General features: G+C 35.3%; 27 protein-coding genes and 1 pseudogene. 21 read left to right on the top strand and 7 right to left on the bottom strand.

Features of this window, described 5'->3' with window-relative positions:
• The first annotated feature begins 161 nt into the window (after positions 1–161).
• The gene (locus tag CWO92_RS05685) at positions 162–1,688 is read left to right on the top strand and encodes a carboxypeptidase M32 (protein ID WP_101353235.1); all 1,527 of its coding nucleotides are present in this window, start codon (positions 162–164) and stop codon (positions 1,686–1,688) included.
• Positions 1,689–2,052: 364 nt separating this feature from the next.
• Positions 2,053–2,823: an SDR family NAD(P)-dependent oxidoreductase gene (locus CWO92_RS05680; RefSeq protein ID WP_101353234.1), complete on the top strand. Its 771-nt coding sequence runs from the start codon at positions 2,053–2,055 to the stop codon at positions 2,821–2,823.
• Positions 2,824–2,855: 32 nt separating this feature from the next.
• Here CWO92_RS05680 and CWO92_RS05675 read toward each other — a convergent pair whose 3' ends face one another.
• Positions 2,856–3,308, bottom strand: coding sequence for a chemotaxis protein CheX (locus tag CWO92_RS05675; protein WP_101353233.1), 453 nt, complete (start codon positions 3,306–3,308; stop codon positions 2,856–2,858).
• A gap of 280 nt (positions 3,309–3,588) precedes the next feature.
• On the opposite strand from CWO92_RS05675, the gene CWO92_RS05670 reads away from it, so the two are divergent.
• The 6 genes from CWO92_RS05670 (at position 3,589) to CWO92_RS05645 (ending at position 11,038) form a co-directional block, all read left to right on the top strand.
• Positions 3,589–4,659 (top strand): type III polyketide synthase, encoded by a 1,071-nt coding sequence (locus CWO92_RS05670; RefSeq protein WP_101353232.1) that lies wholly within the window; start codon positions 3,589–3,591, stop codon positions 4,657–4,659.
• A 3-nt stretch (positions 4,660–4,662) separates the two neighbouring features.
• Positions 4,663–5,223, top strand: coding sequence for an isoprenylcysteine carboxyl methyltransferase family protein (locus tag CWO92_RS05665; RefSeq protein ID WP_101353231.1), 561 nt, complete (start codon positions 4,663–4,665; stop codon positions 5,221–5,223).
• A gap of 116 nt (positions 5,224–5,339) precedes the next feature.
• Positions 5,340–8,951 (top strand): dynamin family protein, encoded by a 3,612-nt coding sequence (locus tag CWO92_RS05660; protein ID WP_101353230.1) that lies wholly within the window; start codon positions 5,340–5,342, stop codon positions 8,949–8,951.
• A gap of 24 nt (positions 8,952–8,975) precedes the next feature.
• On the top strand, positions 8,976–9,200 hold the full coding sequence (locus tag CWO92_RS05655) for a hypothetical protein (RefSeq protein WP_101353229.1): 225 nt from the start codon (positions 8,976–8,978) through the stop codon (positions 9,198–9,200).
• Between the two features lie 41 nt (positions 9,201–9,241).
• A complete protein-coding gene (locus CWO92_RS05650) occupies positions 9,242–10,072 on the top strand; it encodes a sulfurtransferase (RefSeq protein WP_101353228.1) in 831 nt (276 codons plus the stop codon).
• 63 nt (positions 10,073–10,135) lie between these two features.
• Positions 10,136–11,038, top strand: coding sequence for a 5'-3' exonuclease (locus CWO92_RS05645; protein ID WP_101353227.1), 903 nt, complete (start codon positions 10,136–10,138; stop codon positions 11,036–11,038).
• Between the two features lie 209 nt (positions 11,039–11,247).
• On the opposite strand, the gene sspL is transcribed toward CWO92_RS05645, so the two are convergent.
• The gene (gene sspL, locus CWO92_RS05640) at positions 11,248–11,400 is read right to left on the bottom strand and encodes a small, acid-soluble spore protein L (RefSeq protein WP_101353226.1); all 153 of its coding nucleotides are present in this window, start codon (positions 11,398–11,400) and stop codon (positions 11,248–11,250) included.
• A 158-nt stretch (positions 11,401–11,558) separates the two neighbouring features.
• Here sspL and CWO92_RS05635 point away from each other — a divergent pair, with 158 nt between their 5' ends.
• Positions 11,559–11,840, top strand: a complete 282-nt coding sequence (locus tag CWO92_RS05635; RefSeq protein WP_101353225.1) for a DUF6123 family protein — start codon at positions 11,559–11,561, stop codon at positions 11,838–11,840.
• A 31-nt stretch (positions 11,841–11,871) separates the two neighbouring features.
• On the opposite strand, the gene CWO92_RS05630 is transcribed toward CWO92_RS05635, so the two are convergent.
• A complete protein-coding gene (locus tag CWO92_RS05630) occupies positions 11,872–12,801 on the bottom strand; it encodes a DMT family transporter (protein ID WP_101353224.1) in 930 nt (309 codons plus the stop codon).
• Positions 12,794–13,204 (bottom strand): reverse transcriptase-like protein, encoded by a 411-nt coding sequence (locus tag CWO92_RS05625; RefSeq protein WP_101353223.1) that lies wholly within the window; start codon positions 13,202–13,204, stop codon positions 12,794–12,796. Before CWO92_RS05625 ends, CWO92_RS05630 begins: the two co-directional genes overlap by 8 nt.
• A 248-nt stretch (positions 13,205–13,452) precedes the next feature.
• Here CWO92_RS05625 and CWO92_RS05620 point away from each other — a divergent pair, with 248 nt between their 5' ends.
• Both CWO92_RS05620 and CWO92_RS05615 read left to right on the top strand, forming a co-directional pair.
• Positions 13,453–14,109, top strand: coding sequence for a reverse transcriptase-like protein (locus CWO92_RS05620; RefSeq protein WP_101353222.1), 657 nt, complete (start codon positions 13,453–13,455; stop codon positions 14,107–14,109).
• An 87-nt stretch (positions 14,110–14,196) separates the two neighbouring features.
• A complete protein-coding gene (locus CWO92_RS05615; protein WP_101353221.1) occupies positions 14,197–14,373 on the top strand; it encodes a zinc-finger domain-containing protein in 177 nt (58 codons plus the stop codon).
• A gap of 72 nt (positions 14,374–14,445) precedes the next feature.
• Here CWO92_RS05615 and cspD read toward each other — a convergent pair whose 3' ends face one another.
• Complete coding sequence (gene cspD / locus CWO92_RS05610) at positions 14,446–14,649, bottom strand: cold-shock protein CspD (protein WP_055739493.1); 204 nt, start codon at positions 14,647–14,649, stop codon at positions 14,446–14,448.
• 466 nt (positions 14,650–15,115) lie between these two features.
• Here cspD and mntR point away from each other — a divergent pair, with 466 nt between their 5' ends.
• Positions 15,116–15,541, top strand: a complete 426-nt coding sequence (gene mntR, locus CWO92_RS05605) for a transcriptional regulator MntR (protein ID WP_101353220.1) — start codon at positions 15,116–15,118, stop codon at positions 15,539–15,541.
• 61 nt (positions 15,542–15,602) lie between these two features.
• Here the strand turns inward: mntR and CWO92_RS05600 are convergent.
• A pseudogene (locus tag CWO92_RS05600) lies at positions 15,603–16,906 on the bottom strand (IS3 family transposase).
• Between the two features lie 159 nt (positions 16,907–17,065).
• A complete protein-coding gene (locus CWO92_RS05595; RefSeq protein WP_101353219.1) occupies positions 17,066–17,284 on the bottom strand; it encodes a DUF3892 domain-containing protein in 219 nt (72 codons plus the stop codon).
• A 165-nt stretch (positions 17,285–17,449) separates the two neighbouring features.
• On the opposite strand from CWO92_RS05595, the gene CWO92_RS05590 reads away from it, so the two are divergent.
• The 9 genes from CWO92_RS05590 (at position 17,450) to CWO92_RS05550 (ending at position 26,582) form a co-directional block, all read left to right on the top strand.
• Positions 17,450–18,142 (top strand): class I SAM-dependent methyltransferase, encoded by a 693-nt coding sequence (locus tag CWO92_RS05590; RefSeq protein ID WP_101353218.1) that lies wholly within the window; start codon positions 17,450–17,452, stop codon positions 18,140–18,142.
• Positions 18,142–18,846, top strand: a complete 705-nt coding sequence (locus CWO92_RS05585; RefSeq protein WP_101353217.1) for an AIM24 family protein — start codon at positions 18,142–18,144, stop codon at positions 18,844–18,846. The genes CWO92_RS05590 and CWO92_RS05585 overlap by 1 nt, the downstream gene beginning before the upstream one ends.
• Before the next feature lie 58 nt (positions 18,847–18,904).
• Positions 18,905–20,593 (top strand): formate--tetrahydrofolate ligase, encoded by a 1,689-nt coding sequence (locus CWO92_RS05580; protein WP_101353216.1) that lies wholly within the window; start codon positions 18,905–18,907, stop codon positions 20,591–20,593.
• Between the two features lie 41 nt (positions 20,594–20,634).
• Positions 20,635–21,489, top strand: a complete 855-nt coding sequence (locus CWO92_RS05575; RefSeq protein WP_101353215.1) for an amidohydrolase family protein — start codon at positions 20,635–20,637, stop codon at positions 21,487–21,489.
• Between the two features lie 174 nt (positions 21,490–21,663).
• Positions 21,664–22,278, top strand: a complete 615-nt coding sequence (locus tag CWO92_RS05570; protein WP_101353509.1) for an HD domain-containing protein — start codon at positions 21,664–21,666, stop codon at positions 22,276–22,278.
• Positions 22,259–24,133 (top strand): ABC-F family ATP-binding cassette domain-containing protein, encoded by a 1,875-nt coding sequence (locus CWO92_RS05565; RefSeq protein ID WP_101353214.1) that lies wholly within the window; start codon positions 22,259–22,261, stop codon positions 24,131–24,133. The genes CWO92_RS05570 and CWO92_RS05565 overlap by 20 nt, the downstream gene beginning before the upstream one ends.
• A 35-nt stretch (positions 24,134–24,168) precedes the next feature.
• Positions 24,169–25,293 (top strand): conserved virulence factor C family protein, encoded by a 1,125-nt coding sequence (locus CWO92_RS05560; protein WP_101353213.1) that lies wholly within the window; start codon positions 24,169–24,171, stop codon positions 25,291–25,293.
• 24 nt (positions 25,294–25,317) lie between these two features.
• On the top strand, positions 25,318–25,752 hold the full coding sequence (locus tag CWO92_RS05555) for a BrxA/BrxB family bacilliredoxin (protein ID WP_101353212.1): 435 nt from the start codon (positions 25,318–25,320) through the stop codon (positions 25,750–25,752).
• A gap of 242 nt (positions 25,753–25,994) precedes the next feature.
• Positions 25,995–26,582 (top strand): YpjP family protein, encoded by a 588-nt coding sequence (locus CWO92_RS05550; RefSeq protein WP_101353211.1) that lies wholly within the window; start codon positions 25,995–25,997, stop codon positions 26,580–26,582.
• Positions 26,583–26,693: the final 111 nt, after the last annotated feature.

Below are 26,693 nucleotides of genomic sequence, written 5' to 3'. Positions count from 1 at the left end.
TATTGGAAAACATCATCCATATCGTCACTCTACTTTAAAAAACTTTATATAAAATGATTGCTCTATTTTATATAAAGTTTTTTTGCGAAACTAATTGTTCTCCCTTTTCAGAACAATATGATAAAATGAAAGAGCCGGAATTTTAAATTGGAGGTACATACATGAGTGACCATATAAGTGAAATTGAAAAGGAATTCTTGGATTATGTAAAAAAAATGCAGGCATACGGGGAAGCACTAGGTTTAATTTTTTGGGATTTACGAACTGGCGCACCGAAAAACGGAGTGGAACAACGCTCAGAGGTTATAGGGGTACTCTCATCTGAACTATTTAAAATGTCCACTTCAGAAGAAATGGCTGCTTATATTGCTAGTTTATCAGGTGTATCTGAAGAATTATCTGAAATTACAAAGAAAACATTAGAGGAATGCAAGAAAAACTACGACTTAAATAAAAAGATTCCTGCAAAGGAATATCAGGAATATGTTGTATTACAGTCAAAGGCGGAAAGTGTTTGGGAGGAAGCAAGAGCAAAAGCTGATTTCGCAATGTTTCAGCCTTATTTAGAGAAAATCGTGGAATATAAGAAGAAATTTGTTGAGTATTGGGGATACGAAGGTAATAAATATAATACATTATTAGATATGTATGAACCTGGGATAACAGTGGAGGTCTTGGATAAAGTATTTGGCGAAGTGAGAGATGCTATTGTCTCGCTGGTACAAAAGATTGCTGACTCTCCAAATAAACCGGAGACTTCGTTCTTATTTGAGTCCTTTCCTAAGCAAAAACAAAAGGATTTCAGCTTGAAAATACTAGATCAAATGGGTTACAATTTTAAATCCGGAAGATTAGACGAGACAATACACCCCTTTGCAACCGGTTTAAACCCGGGGGATGTGCGGGTTACTACAAGATATGACGAAAACGACTGGAGAACTGCGGTTTTTGGCACTATTCATGAAGGTGGTCATGCGCTTTATGAACAAAATATATCCAAAGATTTGATTGGAACTCCGTTGTGCAGTGGAACTTCTATGGGAATACATGAATCACAATCCCTTTTTTATGAAAATTTTGTTGGTCGTGATTTTTCATTCTGGAAGCATAATTATGATTTATTGAAGGAATATGCTAATGGGGAATATGATACCGTTTCGCTGCAAGATTTTTATAGGGCTATTAATGAGTCTAAACCATCCTTTATTAGAATAGAAGCGGATATGTTAACATATCCACTTCATATTATCATTCGTTACGAAATCGAAAAGGGTTTGTTTAATGATGAGATTGAAGTAAAGGATTTACCGCAAATTTGGAATGATAAATACGAAGAATATTTAGGAATTCGTCCTGCTAATGACAGAGAAGGGGTTCTTCAGGACGTGCATTGGTCGGGTGGAGATTTCGGGTATTTTCCTTCCTATGCACTTGGATATATGTACGCAGCACAATTTAAGAATAGCATGCTAAAAGCTATACCTAACTTTGATGAATTATTAGCAGAAGGAAATTTATCGCCAATTCGCGAGTGGCTTACTAAAAACATTCATCAGTATGGAAAATTAAAGAAACCACTTGAAATTTTGCAAGATGTTACAGGTGAAGGTTTAAATGCAAAATATTTAATCGATTATTTAAAAGATAAATATACAAAGGTATACGATTTACCTTTAGAAATTCAGTAAAAAAAGAGACCAATAGGTCTCTTTTTTACTGAATTTCTATACAAGCTTAGAAAATCTTACTTGTTCACTGCCTTTTTGGCAAAGCCCATACGTTTGTTTGGTACTGGACCTCAATTTCAATCTTTTTATTTATATCCCTTCCGCAACTTTCACATTTTCCAGCTGTGTCAGATAGTGTTCTGCAATGATCGCAATAATATTTCTCCATTGTGCTGTCACTCACTTTAACATATTTATTTTATTGTATTAAAATAATGGCTGAATTGTTACACTTTCTAAGGATTAGCGCTATTTTATGATACAATCATCTTATAAATTATTAAAAAATACATAATTTACTTATAACAGAAGGGAAGTGTAGGAATTGTATTTACCATCTTTTAGCCTTGAAGGTAAAACAGTGATTGTGACTGGTGCTGGAAGAGGAATAGGACGGGCTATTGCAATCGGAATGGCAGAGGCTGGTGCAGATGTCGGGGTGATTGCTCGCACGGAAGCGGATTTACAATCAACTGCTGCAGAAATTGAGAAATTAGGCCAAAAATCTTATATTGTGAAAGCAGACGTTACAAAGAGGGAACAAGTAAAATCAGCAATTGAGCAAATTATTAATGAGACAGGAAGTATTGATATATTAGTAAATAATGCAGGAATGAATATCAGGTCGAAGGCACTCGATGTAACAGATGAAGAATGGCAGCAAATTATGGATACAAACTTGAAATCAGCCTTTATGTTTTCACAAGAGGTTGGAAGACATATGAAAGAAAAGAAAGCAGGTAAGATTATTACCATTACCTCAGTAGGCGGGCATGTAGCATTAAGAACTGGTGTGGCTTATGCCGCTACAAAGGCAGCATTAATTCAAATGACCAAGGTGTTGGCTCTTGAATGGGGAAAATATAATATTAATGTGAATGCAATTGGTCCATGGTATTTCAAAACACCCTTAACGGAAAAATTGTTGCAGGATAAAGAGTATGTAAAAGATATATTGGCTGTTACTCCGATGAAAAGAGTTGGGGAATTAGAGGAGTTAGTTGGCCCAGCAGTATTTTTGGCATCAGAAGCAAGTAAATATATGAATGGACAAACAATCTTTGTAGATGGCGGAATGACCATTCAAGGATTTTAATCAAAGAAAGGCGCCAAAAGCGGCGCTTTTCTCTATTGCTCTATCAATAAAATGATGTTGATTTCTCCAATTTCCCCCATTTGTATCGGAAGGCGTATCGCCTTGGAAAAACTTGAAATCTTAGAATGCCCAACAATTACAGTAGGAGGGGTAATATCAATTAAAAATCCTTTATTCGAAATTTGTGTTGAAATATTTCCAGCTATCATATTACCTAACTCACCGGCAAAGCTTTCAAGCATTTCTCCCATTACCGGCATCCCAAACATTACTTCTCCAATTTTGGAGAAAACTTCTACTTCCCCATCTATAATGATTCTTCCTTTAATATCTCCCGTAACCCCAATCAAAACCCCAATGGTATGCTGGCTATAAGGAGAATTAAACAGTGTTGGTTGTTGGAATTCCACTTGGATTGGCAAGACAGAATGAATAGATTCAATAGTCCCATTTAATACGGCTGTTATTTTTTTACTATTTGTCATGCCGTAACCCCCTGAATTTTATCATAAAAACATACTAACATATTTTGTTTTTAGAAGAGAGTAATTTTTCGAAAAATTAGTTTGCTGGAAATAATTTAGGTCTTTCTTACTGGGTAATATCGCGTATATAATTGGAAATGCACAGCAACTCCTTCAAAACAATTTTGCTCCTAATATGGAGCATTTTTTATTTCTCTTACTTTTTCTTCATAGGGTATCTACATAACATTTCATTTAATGGAAAACATATCCTTATATAGAAAGAAGGAGAATTTTAGATATGCCAAAAATATTTTCTGTAGGGCTTGGGATTCCTGAAAACATTATTCCTCAAAAAGATGCCATGCTCTTTGCAAAAAAGTTATTTTCAAGTGGTTTCCGAGATATAGAGCGATTATTATCCGTTTTTCAAAATGCAGAAATTGAATCACGCTATTTTGTAAAAAACATTGATTGGTATGGTGAAGAACATTCATTTGCTGAAAAAAATAGCCTTTTTATTGAAATGGCAGAAAAATTGGGAATCGCAGCAATTGAAAATTGTCTTCATAATAAAGGAATAGACTATCAGGAAATAGAGGCAATTTTTACTATATGCACAACAGGCCTAGCGACGCCAAGCTTGGAAGCGAGAATAATGAATAAGTTACCTTTCCGGTGGGATGTAAAACGAATTCCTATTTGGGGATTGGGATGTGTCGGAGGTGCAGCAGGACTATCAAGAGCATTCGAGTATTGTCTAGCATTTCCAAAAGCGAAGATTCTGTTATTATCGATTGAACTTTGCAGTTTAACTTTTCAAAAAAATGATCTTACAAAAAGTAACTTAATTGGCAGTTCATTATTTGCTGATGGTGCTGCATGTACATTATTAGTTGGGGATGAAGCAGACGTACAACTTCCAACTGTTTCCTCGCTTCCCTCCATAATTGGAACACAATCCATACTGTTTAAGGATTCGTTAGATGTCATGGGCTGGGATATTAAAAACGACGGATTACATGTTATTTTTTCAAAAGATATTCCAATGATTGTAAGGAAATGGTTGCAGCCAAAAGTTCAAGAATTTCTAGCCGGTTATCAACTAAAGGTAGAGAATATCCAACATTTAATTGCACATCCCGGTGGTAAGAAAGTCATAGATGCATATGTTCAAGCACTGGGTTTAGAAGAGGAGTTAACCAATGATACTAGGTTTGTATTAAAAAAATATGGAAATATGTCATCTGTAACCATCTTTTATGTTTTAAAAAGAATCTTGGAAAGAGAAATTCAATCTCAGGAATGGGGTCTCGCTATGGCTCTTGGCCCAGGATTTAGCTCAGAACAACTACTATTAAGGTGGGATTAGTCATTGTTTTTAATAATTTTTATTAGCATTGTCATCATTCAGCGTTTGGTCGAACTATGGATAGCCAAGAAAAATGAAATTTGGATTAAAAAGCAAGGAGCTATAGAAGCGGGAAGAAATCATTATAAAATCATGGTGTTTATTCATGCTTGCTTTTTCTTGTCTTTAGTAATAGAGGTATACGGGCTTAAAAGAACAATGATTTCGAATTGGTGGATATTCCTTGTCCTATTTGGGCTAACTCAGGTCGGAAGAATTTGGGTGATCACAGCATTGGGGCGATTTTGGAATACTAAAATACTTGTGTTGCCGAATACTACTATAGTCAAAAAAGGTCCGTATCGGTGGTTTAAGCATCCCAATTATATAATTGTAACCCTGGAGTTATTTATTATTCCGTTTATGTTCCAAGCATATTACACATTAAGTGCGTTTTTTATTTTAAATCAGTTTATTTTAGCTGTAAGAATACCTGCTGAAGAAAAAATGCTCGGTTTATATACGAATTATTTGGAAGAGCAAAAGGTGGAAAGCCAATTATTATTTAGAATAAAAAAGAAATAAACTTGTGCCAGGCGTTTATCTATTTCTGATAAACGTTTTTTTATATTGGGAAACAAGAGAAAATCCGTTACAATAAAAGTATTGAAATATATTACTTTTGGGGAGTTTGTACCAACATGATAAAAACAAAAACAATCGAAATAGGCAACACCACAGAAGCTATCAATCAACTAGTTAGTTTATATGAACGCTTTAAGGAAAATGGTGATAGTGAAAGAGTTGAGAAATCGGAGAAATTATTGAAAAAAATAAACAACCATGATTTCATAATCGCATTTTGCGGTCATTTTTCCGCAGGTAAGTCAACGATGATCAACACTTTACTTGGGGAAAAGCTTTTACCCTCAAGCCCAATTCCAACCAGCGCAAATTTAGTTAAGATTCATAAAACCGCTACTGATTATGCAAAAGTTTTTTATAAAGATGAAGCGCCATATTTATTCGAAGCTCCATACAATTTTCAAACAGTGAAAGAATTTTGCAAAAATGGAAATGTCACAGAAATTGAAATTGGAAAGAAACAAACAGATCTTCCAGATCAAGTGATTATCATGGATACACCGGGAGTGGATTCCACTGATGATGCACATCGTATATCAACGGAGTCTGCTATTCATTTAGCTGATATCGTTTTTTATGTGATGGACTATAACCATGTACAATCGGAATTGAACTTTCTATATACAAAAGAATTGCTGCAGCATGGAGTAGAGCTTTATTTAATTATTAATCAAATTGATAAGCATAAGGACGAGGAATTATCGTTTGCCGATTTTAAACGATCGGTAGAAGAATCTTTTTCCGCATGGAATGTTCATCCAAATGGAATTTTTTATACAACACTAAAAGATGGAAAAAACGACCACAATGAATATGTAAAAGTGAAGTCGCTTGTTAATGAGGTATTGGAACAAAAAGAAAGCCGCCTCTCATCTTCTATTCAATCAGCGGTTAATCTATTAATTCAAGAACATTTTAAATGGTTGGAAGAACAAGAGGAAGAAAAGGCAGCTAATGATAAAGAATTCTTAAAGGACTTGTCTATTAATGAAAAGCAGTCTTTATTGGCTAAAGAACAAAATCTCCATGAGAAAATGAAGGAATTGGATGCTCAGCTAGAAAGTTGGAGTAAATCATTTGATGAAGAGAGAACCAAAATACTTAAGAATGCCTATTTAATGCCGTTTGAAATAAGGGAGTTAGCGAAGGCATACGTAGAATCTGCCCAGCCTGATTTCAAAATGGGACTATTATTTAGTAAGAAAAAAACGGAAGAAGAAAGGGTAAAAAGATTAGAGGAGTTTTTTAAGCAATTAAATACACAAGTAGAATCAGGGTTAGTATGGCATACAAGAGAATTCGCAGGAAGAATCTTAAAAACAGCAAAACTGGAGAATGATGAATTGCAGTTAGCTGCTCAAAATTTATCCATTCACTTTGAAACTAGTTTATTAAAAGATTTGGTTAGAAAAGGGGCTAGAATGTCAGGTGAATACGTCCTCCATTATTGTGAAGAAGTTGCGGATTCTTTAAAAAAATTAGCACATCAAGAATTGGAAAAGTTTAAATTGAATGTTCAACAACAATTGGAGTATGTCATTCAAAATGAACGTGATACACTTTCTGGTGAGTGGAGCAATGTGAAAAAATACACAGATGCGATAAGAAGGCTTCGAGAATTATCGGTAATGAGGAATGTAAAAGAAGAGAAGGTCTATACACCAATAGCTGATGTTCGAGAGATATATCAGGATATTCAACAGGAGTGGAAAAAAGAGGAAACGGTGTTCCGAGTGTATGATAAAGAACAAGGGAAGGAAAAGACATCAGAAAAAGTACAACAAAAAATTAGCACAACGTTGGATGATACAAAAATAGGTGAAGAAGATAGCTATTCAGCAGAATTAATTGTTCCTAAATTGCAGCAAACGGCAGATTTGTTAAAAAATAAACCAGGTTTTGCACGGATAACCGATCATATCTTATCAAAGAAAGCAAGAATTGAAAATAAACAGTTTACTATTGCGTTATTTGGGGCATTCAGTGCCGGGAAATCATCATTTGCTAATGCGCTTATTGGAGAAAAAGTGTTGCCGGTTTCTCCAAATCCAACGACAGCGGCTATCAATCGAATTTGTCCTCCTACTCAGGAACACTTACATGGAACAGCAGTAATCCATTTGAAAAGCAAAATACACTTACTAGACGATATTCAAAAATCCTTAAAGGAGTTTAATGCTGTATGTGAAAGTTTAGATGAAGCGGGTAGTATTATTTCTCAAATTCACGAGACAAAAGAAGCTCGTCAGAAAATTCATCTATCATTTTTACACGCTTTCTTAAAAGGATATGAAGTCTATCAAGATAAACTGGGTCAAGATATTATGGTCGGTTTGGAAGAATTCAAGGGATTTGTGGCAAATGAGTCACAATCATGCTTTGTAGAATCCATTGATCTATATTTTGATAGTGAGCTGACAAGACAAGGGATAACCCTGGTAGATACACCTGGAGCAGATTCCATTAATGCTAGACATACAGGTGTAGCCTTTGAATATATCAAAAATTCCGATGCAGTCCTGTTCGTAACTTACTATAATCATGCTTTTTCAAAAGCAGATAGGGAATTTTTAATTCAGTTAGGGCGAGTAAAAGATGCTTTCGAGCTAGATAAAATGTTTTTTATTGTAAATGCTATCGATCTTGCAGACTCAGAAGAAGAATTAAATGATGTCAAGAGCTATGTTCATGATCAATTAACCCAATATGGTATCCGATTTCCTAAACTATTTGGAGTTTCCAGTTTACTTGCGCTACAAAAAGAAAAGCAAGACTCAGGGATTGTAGAATTTAAAAAATCTTTTGAAGCATTCTTATCTAATGATCTTATGAGAATGAGTATTCAAGCAGCATACAATGAAGTTCAAAGAGCAATAAAGATGATTGATCAGCTAATTGAAACAGCTCTTGAAAGTCAAGAAGAAAAGGAAAACAGAAGAAAACAATTAGTGTTAAACCAGGAAAAAATCGAAGAGCAATTGAAACAATCCAAACCTACAATCATTTTAACCAAGCTAAAACAAGAACTGCAGGAGCTATTGTTTTATGTTAATCAAAGAACATTTTATCGATTCAGTGACTTCTTTAAGGAATCCTTTAACCCTGCAACATTACAAAATAATGAAAAATCATCATTGAACAAAGCTCTGAGTGAACTTTTAGAAAGCTTAGGGTATGATTTTGCACAAGAAATGCGTGCTACATCATTAAGAATAGAAAATTATTTAAAAGATTTATTCCAAAAAAGACTTGATCAATTTAAAGAACAAATAGCCAAATTCCAATCAACCATAACGGTATCAGATTATGAAATTGGTTCTATCCCGACATTGGAATTTCCATCTGCTTTTATCAATATAGACCGCACTCAATTAGAAAAGACATTTAAGTATTTTAAAAATGCAAAATCATTTTTTGAAAAAAATGAAAAGAAATTAATGGAGGAAGAACTTCAGCAATTATTAAAACCGCTTGCGGACCTTTATTTAGAAGAGCAGAAATTAAGGCTGGAGGAATATTTTAATCCATTTGTGGAGCAAGAATTTACAGGATTGCTTCACCATATACATGAAGACATAAATGAACAATTTAAAGCAATGCTCGCTGTTCTCCATGAAAAAATCGATCTAGAGGAATGGACGGCTATACGGGAAAAACTTGCAAAGTAACATTGTTGTTACGGGGGGATGGGGATGAAAGGCAGCAGATTTCATGCTTGTGCAACTTGCATTCATTTTCACGCATTTAGGATGGATGGAAATATGAAATATAAGTGTGAACGTTTAGGGTATGATACTAAACCTAGTTATCAATTTAATTGCTGGACTCCGAAGGAACATGTTCTTAGGTTAATCGAAAAAGAAAGACGACAAGCAACTCCGTTAAAAAGTGATAATAACATAGATAAAGAATCTTAGAATAACTTGGTAGTAAATGAGTGAAAGAGGAGTGGGATGGGATGAAATACATTAAAAGTCAGGAATGGTTAGTCGAACATCTTACAGATGCTAATGTTAGGGTAGTAGATTGCCGGTTTACATTAGGAAAACCACAAGCTGGATGGGAAGCATATCAGAATAATCATATACCCGGGGCTGTTTTTTTTTATTTGGAAGATGATTTGTCGGGAGAACTATCCGAACATGGGGGGAGGCATCCTCTTCCTGATTTAGTTCAATTGCAAGAGAAAATAGAGAGTGCTGGTATCGATTCAACCACTACGGTTATTGTATATGACAATGGAGAAGGTTCATTTGCAGGACGTTTTTGGTGGTTGTTATCATATTTAGGACATACAAATATCTTTATTTTAGATGGCGGCTATACAAAATGGATTCAAAATGGAAATATTGTTTCTCAAGCAGTGCCTACTTTCAATAAAACATCTTTCACCATGAATATTCAACATAACTTATTGGCATCCTATGAAGACGTAAAAGAAAATATCTCAAGTCAAACTGCGATATTAATAGATTCACGAGCAAGAAATCGTTATTTAGGGCTAGAAGAACCAATTGATAAAAAGCCTGGCCATATTCCTGGTGCGATTAATATTGAATGGGAAGATGGGTTTTCCAATGGTTGCTGGAAGTCAGTTGAAAAACAAAGAGAAAGATTCGCCCATATTAAAATGGAAACACCAATTATTGTTTATTGTGGGTCAGGAATAACCGCAACCCCAAATTTCATTGCTTTAAAAGAGGCGGGCTTTAAGAATGTAAAATTATATGCAGGTAGTTATTCGGATTGGATTTCATACGAGGAAAATTCTGTAGAATTAGGCGAATAGAATATTTCTAAAGGAATCCATGTTATAATGGAAAAGGAAAACAAAATAGCCTGAGGTGATCAATTGAGAAACTCATCACATTTATTACTGGTAGACGGCATGGCACTTTTATTTCGTGCTTTTTATGCTACAAGTGTTACTGGTCAATATATGATTAATTCTAAAGGGATGCCTACTAATGCCGTACAAGGCTTTATGAGACATTTACTTACCGCTATAGAAGAAATGACCCCCACCCATGCAGTTGTTTGTTGGGACATGGGTAGCAAAACGTTCCGAAACGAAAAGTTTGATGGGTATAAAGCAAATAGGCAAGCACCGCCTGTTGAATTAATACCTCAGTTTGATTTAGTGAAGGATGTCGTAACGGCTTTCAACATACCTAATATTGGGGTTGTTGGTTTTGAAGCGGACGATTGCATTGGAACGATTGCGAAATCGGTGCAAAATGATATTCCGGTCTCTATCTTAACAGGAGATAAGGATCTCTTGCAGCTTGTTGATCATCAAATACAAGTAAATATCATTCAAAAAGGATTTGGGAATTATAAAACATACTCGCCGAATATATTTTATGAAGAGTATGGAATTTCACCGTTGCAATTCATTGATGTAAAAGCTTTGATGGGTGATACAAGTGATGGATATCCTGGGGTTAAGGGAATTGGTGAAAAAACTGCCTTAAAGCTAATCCAACAATATGGGACAATTCAAGAGTTGCTTCAAAATCTTTCACAATTGACCCCAACTCAAAAGAAAAAAATTGAAGAGGATCTCGAGATGCTTCATATGTCCCGAGAGTTAGCTGAAATAAAATGTGATGTACCATTAACATTTTCCTTGGAGGAATCTGTTATAACGGATATAGCGCCCGAATTTCTATCCTATATTGATGATTTAGAATTAAAAAGTATCCGAAGACATCTAATTCAAAGTAAGTGGGCAAATCTTGCAAGACAAGCCTAATGGTAAGAGCAATCACAAAATGCGATTGCTCTTATTTTTTCTAACGCAAGCAGGACATCGACTAGGAGACTTCCATGTCTTGGGTCAACATCAGCAGAAAATAAAGTGCCCATTTCACTCGAGAAATAACCTTACGGGGTTCCATTATCTTTATCGAAGCCCCTGCGAGTTTGTGCGTTGATGGGCAAGGCACTTTGGTGCATTTTTACTTATTTTGTATTGCTCTTTTTCGCTGCATTTTCCAGCTTGGATTTTGGATCATTGGCTGCAAATTCTGTATCCTGGCCATATCCTTGCGGGGTAACTCCTGGAGCCTTTGTTCCACGATTATTATTTTTTTTCGTCACTTCCCTCACCTCCATTTTACTAGAATCCCCAATTTTCTAATGTAATTATTCAGTTATATTAATTTAAAGGATTTTCATAATCAGCTATATAGTCATGCAAATAAAAATATTGTAAAATAAAAAAGGTGAATAAGGGGATTACTTCTAGGTGACAGGTTAGTGAGGGAGAGTATTTGAAAAAAAAAGAATTACCATTAGATGATTTTTTATTGGATCTTCGCAGAAAAGGCTTTAAATTTGCCGATGATGTTATTGGCTTTATCTATTTTGGAAAACAATACACAGCTGCAAGTGACTCCATCATAAAAGCCGCAATCGAAATTACATTAAAAACACAAAAAGAATTTGATGGAAGCTTCTATATTTCATTACTAGAATCGTTAAAACATAATAATATTCATTCCAGAAATCATGCATTTAAATATGCTGAGAAGATTGGTTTATTGACAATATAAAAAGAGGTGAAAAAACACCTCTTTTTTTGTTCTACAATTTTCTGTCTAAAAATCGTTTCTTTAAGAAAGAAAAAGGAATTGTTTTTTCAATAGGAAGTTCGCTGATGATCATTCCGAAAAAGATTAAAATACAACCGATGATACCATAAAAAGATAATCTTTCGTTTATGGTGATAAAGGATGTGATAGCTGCGAAAACAGGTTCCATTGTTAAAATAATCCCCACTCTTGTCGGAGAGGTAAATCTTTGTGCGTTCATTTGCATAAAAAAGGCAAATGCTGTTCCTAATACCGCAGTTATAATTATCGCCATTATGGTTGTGTTGGAAAATATATGGCTGGATTGCAGTACCACCTTCCAGTTTTCAAATACTATGGCACTAATCGCACATAATAGAGCTACGGTGAAAATTTGCACAGTTGTTAACAACAAGACAGGAACTTTTTTTGTAACATGGTCTGTTAAAATAATATGAAAAGCAAATCCGAAGGCACAAATAAGAACCAAGCCATCCCCAATGGAAAGACCAGTGCTATTTTTGGCAGCTAGTAAATATAGCCCCAAGGCAGCCCCAATAGAACCCATTATTGTTTTTGGTGTCGGATGGTTTTTATAGATTAGAAAGGTTAATAATGGTACCATGACTACACTTAATCCCGTGATAAAACCAGCTTTTGAGGGGGTAGTATACATAAGTCCCATTGTTTGAAAAGCATAACCGACAAATAAACATATACCAAGCAAAATCCCCGGAAGTAGTTGTCTTCCTGTAGCTGTTATTTTCCCTTTTTCTTGTAGTAGATAGATAATAAAAAGGATAATGCCTGCGATAAAAAAACGTACCGCATTGAACGTAAGCGGAGGCAAAAATTCTATAGCATTTTGAACAACTACAAAAGTAGTGCCCCAAATGAATGCAACAAGCAATAAGCCAAATTCTGCCCAAAATCTTTTACTCATGCTGTAATCCCTCTTTTTTATTCAAACGTATTGCTTTTCTTGCGAGTTCATCAGCTGTTTTATTTTCTGAACTAGGAACCCATTTGATAAAAAATAAATCTAATTGTTTTGTTAATTTCAGTGCTTCTTCAAGCAGTGACCGATATGGTTCTTTTTTAGCAAATTCTTTCTCAACTGCTTGAACGACTGCCTTTGAATCAGAACGGACCGAAATTATTTTAAATCCATTTTTAATGCAAATTTCCAAACTCTTAATTAAAGCTAAATACTCTGCTTCATGATTGTTTTTTTGCCCAAGTGGAATAGCATATCGTTCCACCTTGCCATTTACTTTAATAAAGACACCAGCACCACTGTCACCAGGATCGCCGGCACTTGCTCCATCAATATATACCTCAATCAATGGTCATTCTCCTTCATTGTAAGGGTGAAAGCTACTAATTATATATAGTTATCAATTTTTCCTTTTATACAGTGCATATCAGTTAGAATATCATAATTTTTATAAACTTGTTATATTTTATAATAAAAGTTTACACGAAAATTTACCGCAAAAAACTTACAATATCATGGAATTGCTGTATACGATTATTGGTATAATGAATGTTAAAAAGTAAATCGTTTTAATTTCATCTTATGAGGTGCTATGATATGAAAGTGAAAATTAAATGGCTGTACCGAGGTGCAAAAACAGCCGAAATACCTTTTGAATCCGATTGGATATCCCAAGAATTATTGGATAGATCTTTGGATGATATTTATAATACTGGACGTGTAAAGGACTTGATGATAATAGATGAAATGGGAACGGAATGGACTAAAAAAGAATACTTAAAGTTAAAAGACCAAGTAAAAAAAGAACCCAGCAATTGTACGATATATTTTGACGGAGGATTTGATCGACAATCTGGAACCGCGGGGATTGGCATGGTTCTTTATTACCAAATCGGTACAGAGAAATTTAGATATCGGCAAAATGCAAAAATCGATTCGATTCAAACCAATAATGAAGCAGAGTATATTGCATTGTATAATGCTGTTGCTTTATTGGAGGAAATACAAGCTCATCACGTGCCCTGCATAATCAAAGGGGATTCTCAAGGTGTTCTAAAACAATTATCTGGAGAGTGGCCGTGCTTTGAGAAGGTATTAAATGATTGGCTAGATAGGATAGAGGAAAAGTTAAAAGTACTTGGAATAAAACCTACTTACATGCCAATTTCACGTAAGGATAATAAAGAGGCAGATCAGCTAGCCTCACAAGCACTGGAAGGGAAGGATATTTCTAGTCATTTAAAGATAAACTAATTTATTTAGGCTATTTTCTTAAACATTGTTGTTAGTTGCCAAATTAGAACACCATTATAGAAAATAGCTATAAAAGGAAGAGATTGAATGGAAAGGAAAAAACTCTTGCAGGAAGTTGATTCTATCATAGAATATTATTGTGAAGGGTGCTTTATAAAATCTACCTTACAAAAGGAACATAGTAAGACATATGCCCATCGTTTTTGTATTGAAAAGTGCACGATAGGTGAGAAATTAAAGGAAGTTGGAAAAAGACTGACCTAGTTTTTTGTAAACATAAGTAAATGAACAATAAAAGGCTGACATATTAAAATGCCAGCCTTGTTCATTTTATAATTAAGATAATTTAGTTACGTTAGCAGCTTGTGGTCCGCGGTTTCCTTCAACGATTTCAAAAGAAACTTCTTGGCCTTCTTCTAACGTTTTAAAACCTTCACCTTGAATAGCTGTGAAGTGTACGAATACATCGTCTCCGCCTTCAACTTCAATAAATCCAAAGCCTTTTTCGTTGTTAAACCATTTTACTTTACCGTTTTGCATGTTTCTTAATCCTCCTAAATCTTTAAAGCACATAGTGCCAAGAAAAAATGTAACATCAAACGCATATATTGCATAATCTAATGGAATCAGGCGATATAATAAGTTTAATGTTAAAATAAATATACACCAACAGAATTAGGGAGTCAAGAAAGTTTAGGTAAATTTTTTATTTTTTCAGAATAGGAGGAAAAAGAAACAAAACTCCTTGCTTCGTTTAAGAATTGGATGTTTTCTTGTTTAATTAAAATATCTATAGTAAAATTTGTATGATGAGTTATTAAATAGAATGTACACACTTCGTTTTATTCATTTGCTTTTCACATAGTGGAAAATTTTAATATGTTTAAGTTTTAGGCATCTTTTCATAAAGTTTCATTATATAGTTGGTAGGAAGATGAATTAAATAGTTTACATTTTGAAAATAGTAATGCTGAAGAAAAGTGCCTTACATAATGGGGGTTTAGGGATGCCAACACCAAGTATGGAAGATTATATAGAACAAATTTATTTATTGATTGAAAGTAAAGGTTATGCACGTGTATCAGATATTGCAGAAGCTCTTTCTGTCCATCCCTCCTCGGTAACAAAAATGGTACAAAAGCTAGATAAAGATGATTATTTAGTATATGAAAAATACCGTGGCTTAGTATTAACATCGAAAGGTAAGAAAATTGGAAAACGATTAGTAGATCGTCATGATCTATTAGAAAAATTTCTTCAAATAATCGGTGTTAAAGAGGAAAACATTTATCAGGACGTTGAAGGAATTGAACATCATTTAAGCTGGAATTCTATCGATAGAATCGGTGATTTAGTACAGTTTTTTGAGGAAAATCCAGAACGGGTTACAGCATTAAAAGTATTACAAGAGAAAAATGAAGAAGAGTTATAAAAAAGAAAAGAACCTTCAAAACTGAACTGTAACCCAGTTTACGGACAGTTTAAAAAAAGTGCTAAGCAGATATTTGATGACTCCGGTATTGTACCGGGGTCATTTTATTCAATCCCCATTGGTAACGATAATTGTTATACTCCTCGATTACTCGATCTACTTCACTTTTAACATCTTTTAAATTATCAAGTGATTTATAATCTGCCAAATCCTTAAAGTGACCAAAGAAGCTTTCCATCGGTGCATTGTACCAACAATTTCCCTTTCGGGACATGGATTGTGTTAGACCAAGCTTTTTTACTTTACTTTGGAACAAGGGGTGAGTATAGTGGAAGCCTTGATCAGAATGTAATATGGCTTCTGGATGAAAATGATGGCCAATAGCTTGTTTTAGTTTTTTTAAAGTCTCATAAACGATATCCATTGTTAAGGATGTGGACAGGTGATAAGCAACAATTTCTCTTGTAGATCCGTTCTTTACACAAGAGAGATATGCTTTTTGGCCTTTTCCATAATAGAGATATGTAATGTCTGTAAGCAGGACTTTCCCTGGCTCCTCTTGAACGAACTCCCGGCTAAGAAGATTAGGGCAAGTTAAATGTTCCTGAGTTGCCTTTGCCATCTTTCGATAAGGATTTGCTTTTCTAACCTTTGTTTCAAGATTATACTTTGCCATCAGACGCCTAATTTTCTTATGATTCATGACAACTGAATAATCATTCTCCATAATCATTTTAATTTGGAGAGCGCCTATCTTTTCTTTTTTGTTTAAGAAGACTTCTTGGATTAACTTTATGTCCATTTCATCCTGTTCGTCACGATGTGCACGTATTGGTGAAGCATTCAATCAATCATAGTAGCCACTTCTGCTTATACCAGCCCGTTCACATAGGTAGGATACAGACTTCTTTAACTGATGTGTTCTAATAGTTTTCTCGATTAAAGTATACTTCTCATCTGTAGTTAGGATTGTTTTTTCTTCACCGCCTGCCTTTCTAACTCCTCTAGCTTTTTTAAGAAATCATTCTCTGCCTCAAGAAACTTAATCCTTGGCTCTGCCTTTCTAAGTTTATCTTCTATAGAAAGCTCTTTTGAAGAAGGGCGTCCCGTACTCCCTTTGCCACGACGTTCTGTAAGGAAACCTTCCTCTCCAAATTTCCGAAAAGTATCTCGCCAGCGTTTTAGGCAACGCTTAGGCTGTTCCTTCCCAATCATCTCTAAATCGAAACCATGTTCAATAAAGATTTGGGATAGAGTTTTACCACTTTTATACTCTGTTACTGTTTTCATCTTAAATTCCGGACTGTAAGAGATTTACCGGTCGGAAACACTCGAAATATTAGGATTCTTCTCAAGTTCTTTGATTTGAAATTCATTTTATATATTCTTACTCATAGTAATCCTCCGCCCATATTCATTAAATCTATTTAAACATAAAAACCCCGGATATTGGGCACTTTTTTTATCAGTGTCCAGTATCCGGGGGTATAGTTCAAACTTTGATGGTTCTTTTTTTATATGGTTTTAATATATCGGAGGATAATTTGAGAAGTTTTTATCATTTTCATCACTATTATATAAATAGACATTTCCATCATGATTCCAGTCAATATTTGTACCTTCGATTATGCCATCTTCTGTTTCCATAAGTGCCTTTCGGTAGGAAATGATTCTTCCCTCCGATGTTTCGAAACTAATAATTTCACCTTTATAATTTCGTTGAACCTTGATAATGTGTTCCATTTAAATTACTCCCTTGCTTATGATATTCCATTTATTCATCACAAAGATAGAGGATAAAGATGTGATGAAAATGAAAGGATAATAATATTTTGGTTAAATTAGAGGGAATTCAAACATAAATATTTAATATTTTATAAGAGATTTGTGAATTAAGGGGGGAATTAAGTGAATTCATTTTCATGGGAACAAGAAACCAAGAGAAGTTGGGATCAAAATGCGGAAAACTGGCATTCCAAATCTCAAAATATGTGGTTACATGGCAGCAGAAGAGAAATTATTCCATTTTTCACCAAACACATACCTAAAGGACGGGTTGCTGATTTAGGCTGTGGCGATGGATATGGTTCTTTTTTATTGAGTAAGAAAGGATATAAAGTAGTAGGAATGGATATTTCCGATAAAATGGTTGCACTAGCCAAAAACTATGAAAACGATGATGTGACCTTTGTTCAAGGCAGTTTACTAAAAACCCCATTTAAGGACGGTGAATTTAACAGTGTAATGGCCATTAATTCTTTAGAATGGATAGAGAGACCGCTAGAAGCACTTGATGAAATGAAAAGAATATTAACAATTGATGGCTATGGGTGTTTTGGTATTTTAGGACCGACAGCAATGCCTAGAATGAATAGTTTCCCAAGATTAGAAGGCAAGGAAGCGATATGTAATACAATGATGCCTTGGGAATTTGAAAAACTAGCGATGAAACATGGTTGGGAAAAGGTAGCCGAATCAAAGGTTTATAAACGTGGCGTTACAGAAAATCATCTAAAGGAGCTTTCGAATGAGCTAAAGCAGGCACTAAGTTTTATCACTCTATTTATTTTTAAAAAAACAACTAATAGAGGTGATAAATAATGGAGGATTCAAGATATTCGATAGAAGAGTTTATCCAAAAGACATTGCAAGAGGATAAGCATCAAGGCTTATTTGAACTAGAAACACCGAGGCTTCTTGAAATCAATTTAAATGGTCAAGTATGGGCAAAGGCTGGGTCTATGGTTTCTTATCGCGGCAATATCAAATTTGAACGTGAGGGAATTCTTGAACATGGTCTTGGCAGACTGTTTAAAAAGGCATTAACAGGGGAAGGGACATCATTAATGAAAGCAACAGGAAATGGGAAATTGTATATTGCAGATCAAGGCAAAAAAATTTCCATTCTCCATTTGAAAGAGGATGCTATCATTGTGAACGGGAACAATTTATTAGCTTTTGAACAAAGCATCGAATGGGATATAAAACTAATGAAACGGATTGCAGGAATGCTAGCGGGTGGAATTTTTAATGTGAGACTGGAAGGGTCAGGTAGAATCGCTATTACCTCTCATTACGAGCCTTTAACATTATTGGTTACACCTGATAATCCAGTTTTTACGGATCCAAATGCGACGGTAGCTTGGTCTGGACAATTAAAACCGGACTTTATAACCGATATGTCATTTAAAACATTTCTCGGACGTGGGAGCGGGGAATCTATACAAATGAAATTTTCTGGTAATGGATTTGTAGTTGTACAGCCTTATGAAGAAGTTTATTTCTCGAATGATTCAAAGGGGTAGCGCTAGGGGTAAATATAAAACAAAGTCGATTAAATCGTATACTGGAGGAAAATAGAAAATGAGTACGAACAAAATGGTAAAATCGGATATTGAAATTGCTCAACAATCCACGTTATTGCCTATTAAGGATATTGCGAAAAAAATTGGTTTAACAGAAGATGACCTAGATTTTTACGGTAAGTATAAAGCTAAGATTTCTTTTGAAAAAATACATAATGTACAAACGAATACAGATGGGAAGTTGATTCTCGTCACTTCCATTAATCCTACTCCTGCTGGAGAAGGGAAATCTACTGTTACCGTAGGACTAAGTGATGCTTTGCATTCTATTGGCAAAAAAGTAATGATAGCACTTCGGGAGCCATCCTTAGGTCCTACTATGGGAATGAAAGGTGGCGCTACTGGTGGGGGGTATTCTCAGGTACTGCCAATGGAGGATATAAATCTTCACTTTACCGGTGATATACATGCCATAACAACGGCAAACAATGCACTTGCTGCGTTAATGGATAACCATATTCAACAAGGAAATCAGCTGCAGATTGACCCTAGAAGAATAGTTTGGAAAAGATGTTTAGACTTGAATGATCGTGCTTTGAGGGAGATTGTGATTGGCCTTGGTGGACCAGGTCAGGGTGTACCGAGGGAAGATGGTTTTGATATAACGGTAGCTTCTGAGATTATGGCGGTCTTATGTTTAGCAAGCGACCTACAAGATCTAAAGCTGCGATTATCAAAAATGGTGATAGCTTATAATTATGATAAGCAGCCGGTTACCGTCGGTGATTTAGGAGTGGAAGGAGCGCTGGCTTTATTATTAAAAGAAGCGCTTAAACCAAACTTAGTACAAACGATTGAACATACTCCGGCACTTGTCCACGGTGGACCTTTTGCAAATATTGCACATGGGTGTAACAGTGTTATGGCAACAAAAACAGCACTGAAATTAGCAGATTATGTTGTTACCGAATCAGGGTTTGGTGCAGATTTAGGAGCAGAAAAGTTCTTAAACATCAAGGCGAGATCAGCGGGGCTAACACCTTCCGCTGTTGTGATAGTCGCAACAATTAGAGCACTAAAAATGCATGGGGGAGTAGCTAAAAATGAGCTATCAGATGAAAATGTGGCAGCGCTGGAAGCAGGCCTTGAAAATCTGAAAAAACATGTAGAAACCGTTGAACGATTCGGTTTGCCTTTTGTGGTTGCCATTAATCGTTTCACCTCTGATACTAAATCAGAGATCTCTCTCTTGCAAAATTGGTGTGAAAAGAATGGTATTTCTGTGGCATTAACGGAAGTGTGGGAGAAAGGTGGGCAAGGTGGTATTGAGTTGGCTCGAAAAGTGTTGGATGTAATAGAGAATAGTCATCCTGCATTTAAACCGTTATATAAATTGGAATCATCATTAGAGGAAAAAATACGGACTATTATCCAACAGGTTTATGGAGGAAAAGATGTAGATTTTTCAGCACAAGCATTAAAACAATTAAATGATTTTAAACAGTTTGGCTGGGATAAACTGCCTGTTTGTATGGCTAAGACGCAATATTCTTTATCCGATGATCCAAGTAAGTTAGGAAGACCGCGAGATTTTATTGTCCATGTTAGAGAATTAAAACCAAAGCTTGGTGCAGGCTTTATCGTTGCCATCACGGGTGACATTATGACCATGCCTGGACTTCCAAAACGTCCTGCAGCTTATAACATGGATGTTGATGATAAGGGAAGGGCAATCGGATTATTTTAAATCATATGTTTTTGAAAAATAAAATTTTAGGAGTCATAGATGTGAAAATTATTGACGCTCATATGCATTTATCGAATATAAAGGAATTCCGTGATACAGCAAAGAAACTTTCCTTTGTTGATTATTCCAATGAAGGAATTATCAAAGAATATGAAGAGACAGGAGTAATTTTAGGAGTTGGGATGGGCTTAACAGAAACGGAGAGTTCCGGTTTTCCGAATCCTGAGGCAAGAACTCCAATGGGGCTAGATCTAGAAGATAGCATTCCGTCTAACATTATGTATTGTGCGGGTATTAATCCTTATACATTAAATGAGAAATCACTTATAAATTTGGAAAAAGAGCTTCAAAAGTCGAATGTAGTAGGAATTAAAATTTATTTAGGATATTATCCTTTTTATGCTTTTGATAAAATTTATGATCCTGTTTATGCGTTGGCGGAAAAGTATGATTTGCCAGTTGTGTTCCATACAGGTGATACGTATTCGGAGAGAGGTCTCTTGAAATATTCCCACCCACTAACGCTAGATGAAGTGGCTGTAGGGTATCGTAATGTAAGATTTATGATGGCTCATTTCGGAGATCCTTGGGTATTGACAGGTGCAGAGGTAGTTTACAAAAATTCCAATATGTATGCTGACTTATCAGGGCTGTTAGTAGGAACGAAAGCCGATTTTAGAGCAAAACTTAATAGTCGATTTTTCAATCATTTGAAACATGCACTTGATTATTGCGATCACTATGATAGATTGCTATTTGGCACTGACTGGCCACTGGCTCCAATAGCAGTCTATATTGATTTCATTAAGTCACTTATACCAGAAGAACATTGGGAAGAGGTATTTTTTCAAAATGCATTAAAGGTGTTTCCGAAAATTAAAAATTATGTATCGTAAGAAAACACATGGCGCCTTGCATATCCGTTCACTGATATGCAAGGCGCTTGGTGCATTTGTAATTTAAAGCACGTAAATATTTTTTTATATACAATCATGGTAAAATGTTGTTAAGGGGAGAGGAACCAAGTGAAACAAATTATTAAAAGAACGGAACGCTTTGTTCAACATGAAATGGGAATGGATTCAACCGGACATGATTGGTACCATATTGATCGAGTTCGGAAGTTGGCTTTATATATTGCAAAATGTGAAGGCCAAGGGGATCTTTTTGTGATTGAAATGGCCTCATTACTTCATGATATATCAGATGAAAAATTAAATTCTTCTTTGGAGGAAGGGAAAAATAAATTAAGAAGTTTCATACAATCGTTATCACTTTCCACTCCTCAAGCATCTGCAATAATTGATATAATTGAGAACATTTCTTTTAAAGGCGGTAATGAGTCAACATTACATACGTTTGAACAAATGGCCGTAAGGGATGCGGATCGTCTCGATGCCATCGGTGCGATTGGAATTGCAAGGGCATTTGCTTATGGTGGGAAAAAAGGGCAGCTTCTCTACGATCCGAATTTACACTCCAGAGAAAATATGACCATTCAAGAATATAGAACAGGTAAGTCCTCGACTGTCCATCATTTTTATGAAAAATTGTTATTATTAAAAGATAAAATGCTCACAAATACAGGTAAACAAATTGCTTTGGAAAGACATCAATATTTAGAAACCTTTTTAAAGCAGTTTTTTAAAGAATGGAACGGTGATTATGAAGTCAATAACGGTTGAAGGGCTTTCAAAAACATATGGTGAAAAACAACTTTTTAACCAAATTTCTTTTCACATAAGCGAAAAGGAAAGAATAGGAATTATTGGGGTAAACGGAACAGGAAAATCAAGTTTGCTTAAAATTTTAGCAAAAGTGGATGAAACTGATTCTGGAGAGATCATCCATCCAAATCAATATTCTATCGGATATTTATCACAAAATCCGGAATTAAATCCTGAATTAACGGTCTTAGAGCAAGTCTTCCAGGGAGAAGCAGCCATTATCCAACTATTTAAAGCATATGAAACTTTATTAATGAAATTGGAGAGGGACCCTTCTAATGCAGACTTGCAAGATCAATTATTCTCATTGCATAAACAAATGGATGCTCAAAATGCTTGGGATGCAAATGCAAATGCCAAAACAATTCTGACCAAATTGGGGATACTCGATTATTCCGTACAAACTGGAAATCTTTCCGGGGGTCAAAAAAAACGAGTTGCTTTAGCGCAGGTTTTAATTGAAACACCTGATTTACTAATTTTGGATGAACCAACCAATCATTTGGATTATGAATCCGTTAAATGGTTGGAGGATTATTTAAATAAATATCCTGGTGCGGTATTACTTGTAACACATGACCGTTATTTCTTAGACTCTGTGGTTAATCGAATATTTGAATTAGACCATGGTAAGCTTTATTCTTACAAAGGTAATTATCAAGATTTCATCGAAGCAAAATCAATTAGAGAAGAAGAAAATCTAGCAGCAGAAAGTAAAAGAAAGAATCTTTACCGGAATGAACTTGCCTGGATGAGACGTGGTGCAAAGGCAAGATCTACAAAGCAAAAAGCAAGAATCGATCGTTTTGAAGAGCTAGAAGGTTCTATAGGAAAAGTTAAGTCTAATGAGAATGTTGATTTTGCTATTCAAGGTAGCCGACTTGGAAAGCAAGTGTTTGAATTCGTAGATGCTTTCAAATCTTTTGGAGAACGAGTTATTTTAAAAGACTTTAACTGGCTTGTAAAACCTGGAGACAGAATCGGTATCATTGGTAAAAATGGAAGTGGGAAGTCGACTTTCATGAATCTCATAGCTGGATCCATTCCCTTAACTGGTGGAACTATAATAACAGGGCAGACTGTTAAAATCGCATATTATAAGCAAGAAAACGAAGATATGGATGAATCGAAAAGAATGATTGAATATATTCGGGAATATGGAGATTCCGTAATTACTAAAGATGGTGATACGATATCAGCCGCGCAAATGCTAGAAAGATTTTTGTTTCCCTTATATTCTCATGGAACACCGATTCGGAAATTATCCGGAGGAGAAAAACGAAGATTATATTTATTAAGACTTCTAATGGAGAAACCAAATGTACTACTGCTTGATGAGCCTACTAATGATTTGGATACGCAAACCTTGACCGTATTAGAAGACTATTTAGAGGAATTTCCGGGAGTTGTTATATCTGTTTCACATGATAGATATTATCTAGACAAAACGGCAGATCAGCTATTAATCTTTAATGGTGATGGAAATATAAATCGTTTTTTTGGTACGTACAGTGAATATCTAGATATAAAACAGGCAGAAGCCAGAAAAGAAATAAAGGAAACTGCTCCTAGTGTAGCTAAAAGGGTAAATAATAAAACAAAAAAAATGAGTTACATGGAGAAAAAAGAATGGGAAGAAATCGATGAAAAAATAGCCCAGACAGAGCAGAAAATAGAATCGCTTCAAGAAGAGTTAAATAATATTGGTAGTGATTTTGAAAAAGCACAAAAGATTATGGATGAAATTGCGGTACAAGATGAAACGTTAGAGAAGTTAATTGAAAGATGGACATATTTGTCTGAATTAGTGTAATCAACCATAGCAAAGATTAAAGAGGTGAAAATCAAATGAAAATAGTTACGATAGAACCTACCCCAAGTCCGAATACAATGAAAATAATCTTAAATGAAGAATTGCCTGCTGGAAAAAGTTCCAATTATAAAGCAGAGCATGCCGAAGATGCCCCGTCAATTATTCAAACTATCCTTGGTATAGAAGGTGTGAAGGGGGTTTACCATGTTGCGGACTTCCTTGCAGTAGAACGGAATGGGCGTGTAGATTGGCAGGATATTTTACCAAAAATTAGATTAGCATTTGGTGAAGAGGATCTAAGGCAGAATACACAAGACCAAAAAATAAATGAACACTTTGGTGAAGTAAATGTCTTCATTCAAATGTTTAAGGGAATACCTTTGCAGGTAAAACTGGTGGAAGGGGATCAAGAAAAACGTTTTGGTTTACCTGGAAACTTTTTGGAGGCAATGCAAAAAGCACAGCTTCCTGGAGATAATTATGTTTTCTTAAGAAAATGGAAAGAACAAGGTGTACGATACGGAGATTTAGAGCAAGTTGGAAATGAAGTGGTAGAAGAAATCATTGCTGCCTATCCTGACGAACGTCTAAATAAAATTGTATCTGTCGCTCAAAATCCAACCGCAGAGTTAGAAAAGAAGAAAATGCAAAAGGTAACAGTTGAGATGTTAGATGATCCGGATTGGCGTAAACGATATCAGCTATTAGAACAAATGGAGGATCCAACCCTCGAGGATCTACCCGTTCTTGAAAAAGCCCTTCAGGATGAAAAGGCATCAATTCGAAGATTGGCCGTTGTGTATTTTGGCATGATTAAAGATAGAGTGGTGCTTCCTTACCTTTACAAAGGGTTGAAAGACAAGGTAGTCACGGTTAGAAGAACAGCAGGAGACGCATTGTCGGATCTCGGTTTTAAAGAAGCTATTATGCCAATGGCAGATGCTTTAAAAGATTCTAGTAAAATAGTCCGTTGGCGGGCAGCTATGTTTCTTTATGAAGAAGGAGATGAGTCAGCACTTCCAGCCTTAAAGGAAGCAGAGAATGATCCAGAGTTTGAAGTTCGGCTTCAAGTAAAAATGGCGATTGAAAGGATCGAGGGTGGGGAAGCTGCTCAAGGTTCTGTTTGGAAGCAGATGACAGAAGCTAGAAAGTCTAATTAAATAGAATTTTAGGAGGAAATGAAAATGTCAATGGCATATGAAGAGTATATGAAACAAATAGTAAAACCGATGAGAGAAGAACTTGTTCAGGCGAATTTCAAAGAGCTTGCTACTGCTCAAGACGTAGAAACATTTATGGAATCTGTGGAAGGCACTACTCTTGTGGTTGTCAATTCCGTTTGTGGATGTGCCGCAGGATTAGCAAGACCTGCTGCAGTGCAAGCTGTTCAAACAAGCTCCAAAAAACCAGACCATCTTGTAACAGTTTTTGCTGGTCAAGACAAAGAAGCTACTGCTAAAATGCGAGAGTATTTTGTAAATTATGAACCGTCTTCTCCTTCCATGGCTATTCTTAAAGGGAAGGAAGTTTTACATTTTATTCCGCGTGATGATATTGAGGATCATGAAGTAGAAGAAATTGTTCATAATTTAACAGACTCTTTTCAAAAATATTGTTAGTAATATGGGGGTGTATTGAACACTCCTATTTTTATATGCTACTAATTAGGGGGGAAAAGGTAAACTTCGAAAAATGGAAACAATTTAGACAAAATCTCCCTATAAAAAGAAAACGTTTCAGTGTAAAATAATAGATATATAATGAAAAATTAAGATTGATTTAATAAACATTTTCCATAATAGAATGAAAGCATAATACAAAATAAATAACGAAAACAATATGTGGGAAAGGGGAGGTAGCCGTGAAGAAATGGATGAAAAAATCGATTGTTGTACTCGTTTCCATCTTTACATTTGGAATGGTTACTCCCACACATGCTTTTTGGAATGGGAATCAGGACGTTGATAAATCAGAACAGCAAAAGCATAATCAACAGTCACAAAATCAAAATTATTCAACATTAGAGGAAACGAAGGATGATAAGGAACGATTTATTAACACTGTCATGCAGGAAGCGGAAAAACAATCAATAGAGAAATTTGGCGTGAAAATAGCACCTGTGATTGAAGATGAATTTAGACAGGTTATTTTACCAAATATACAAAATGCTATTGAAATGACCATTGCTGAGTATCCAGAAGAAAAGCTAGACTCCTTGGCGGTTTCTGAATCGCCAAGCGGGGGCGTGGGAGAGAAAATTTTCCATATTTATAACACAGATACCAATGAGGATATTATTCGCTTTCATGTAAGAAGAGACCATCCACCAATGGATGGATATTATTTTAATTTTCACTACCATGTGCAATATGATAATTATCAAAAACATTATGCACTCGGTACAATATACTGGGATAAAAACACTCCGCCAAAATGGATGAGTGCTTAATCTGAAATACCCATTAAATGGTAATGAAAATCATAGTAAAATACACCGAAAACGCACAGTAATTGGATATCTGTGCGTTTATCATTTTGGGAAACTTGTGGTGGCATTAGT

The organism is Heyndrickxia camelliae (genome assembly GCF_002844575.1).
GTDB classification, from domain to species: Bacteria; Bacillota; Bacilli; order Bacillales; family Bacillaceae_C; genus Margalitia; species Margalitia camelliae.
The sequence above is the reverse complement of the archived record's forward strand: the minus strand, read 5'-3'. Positions and strand labels throughout refer to the sequence as shown.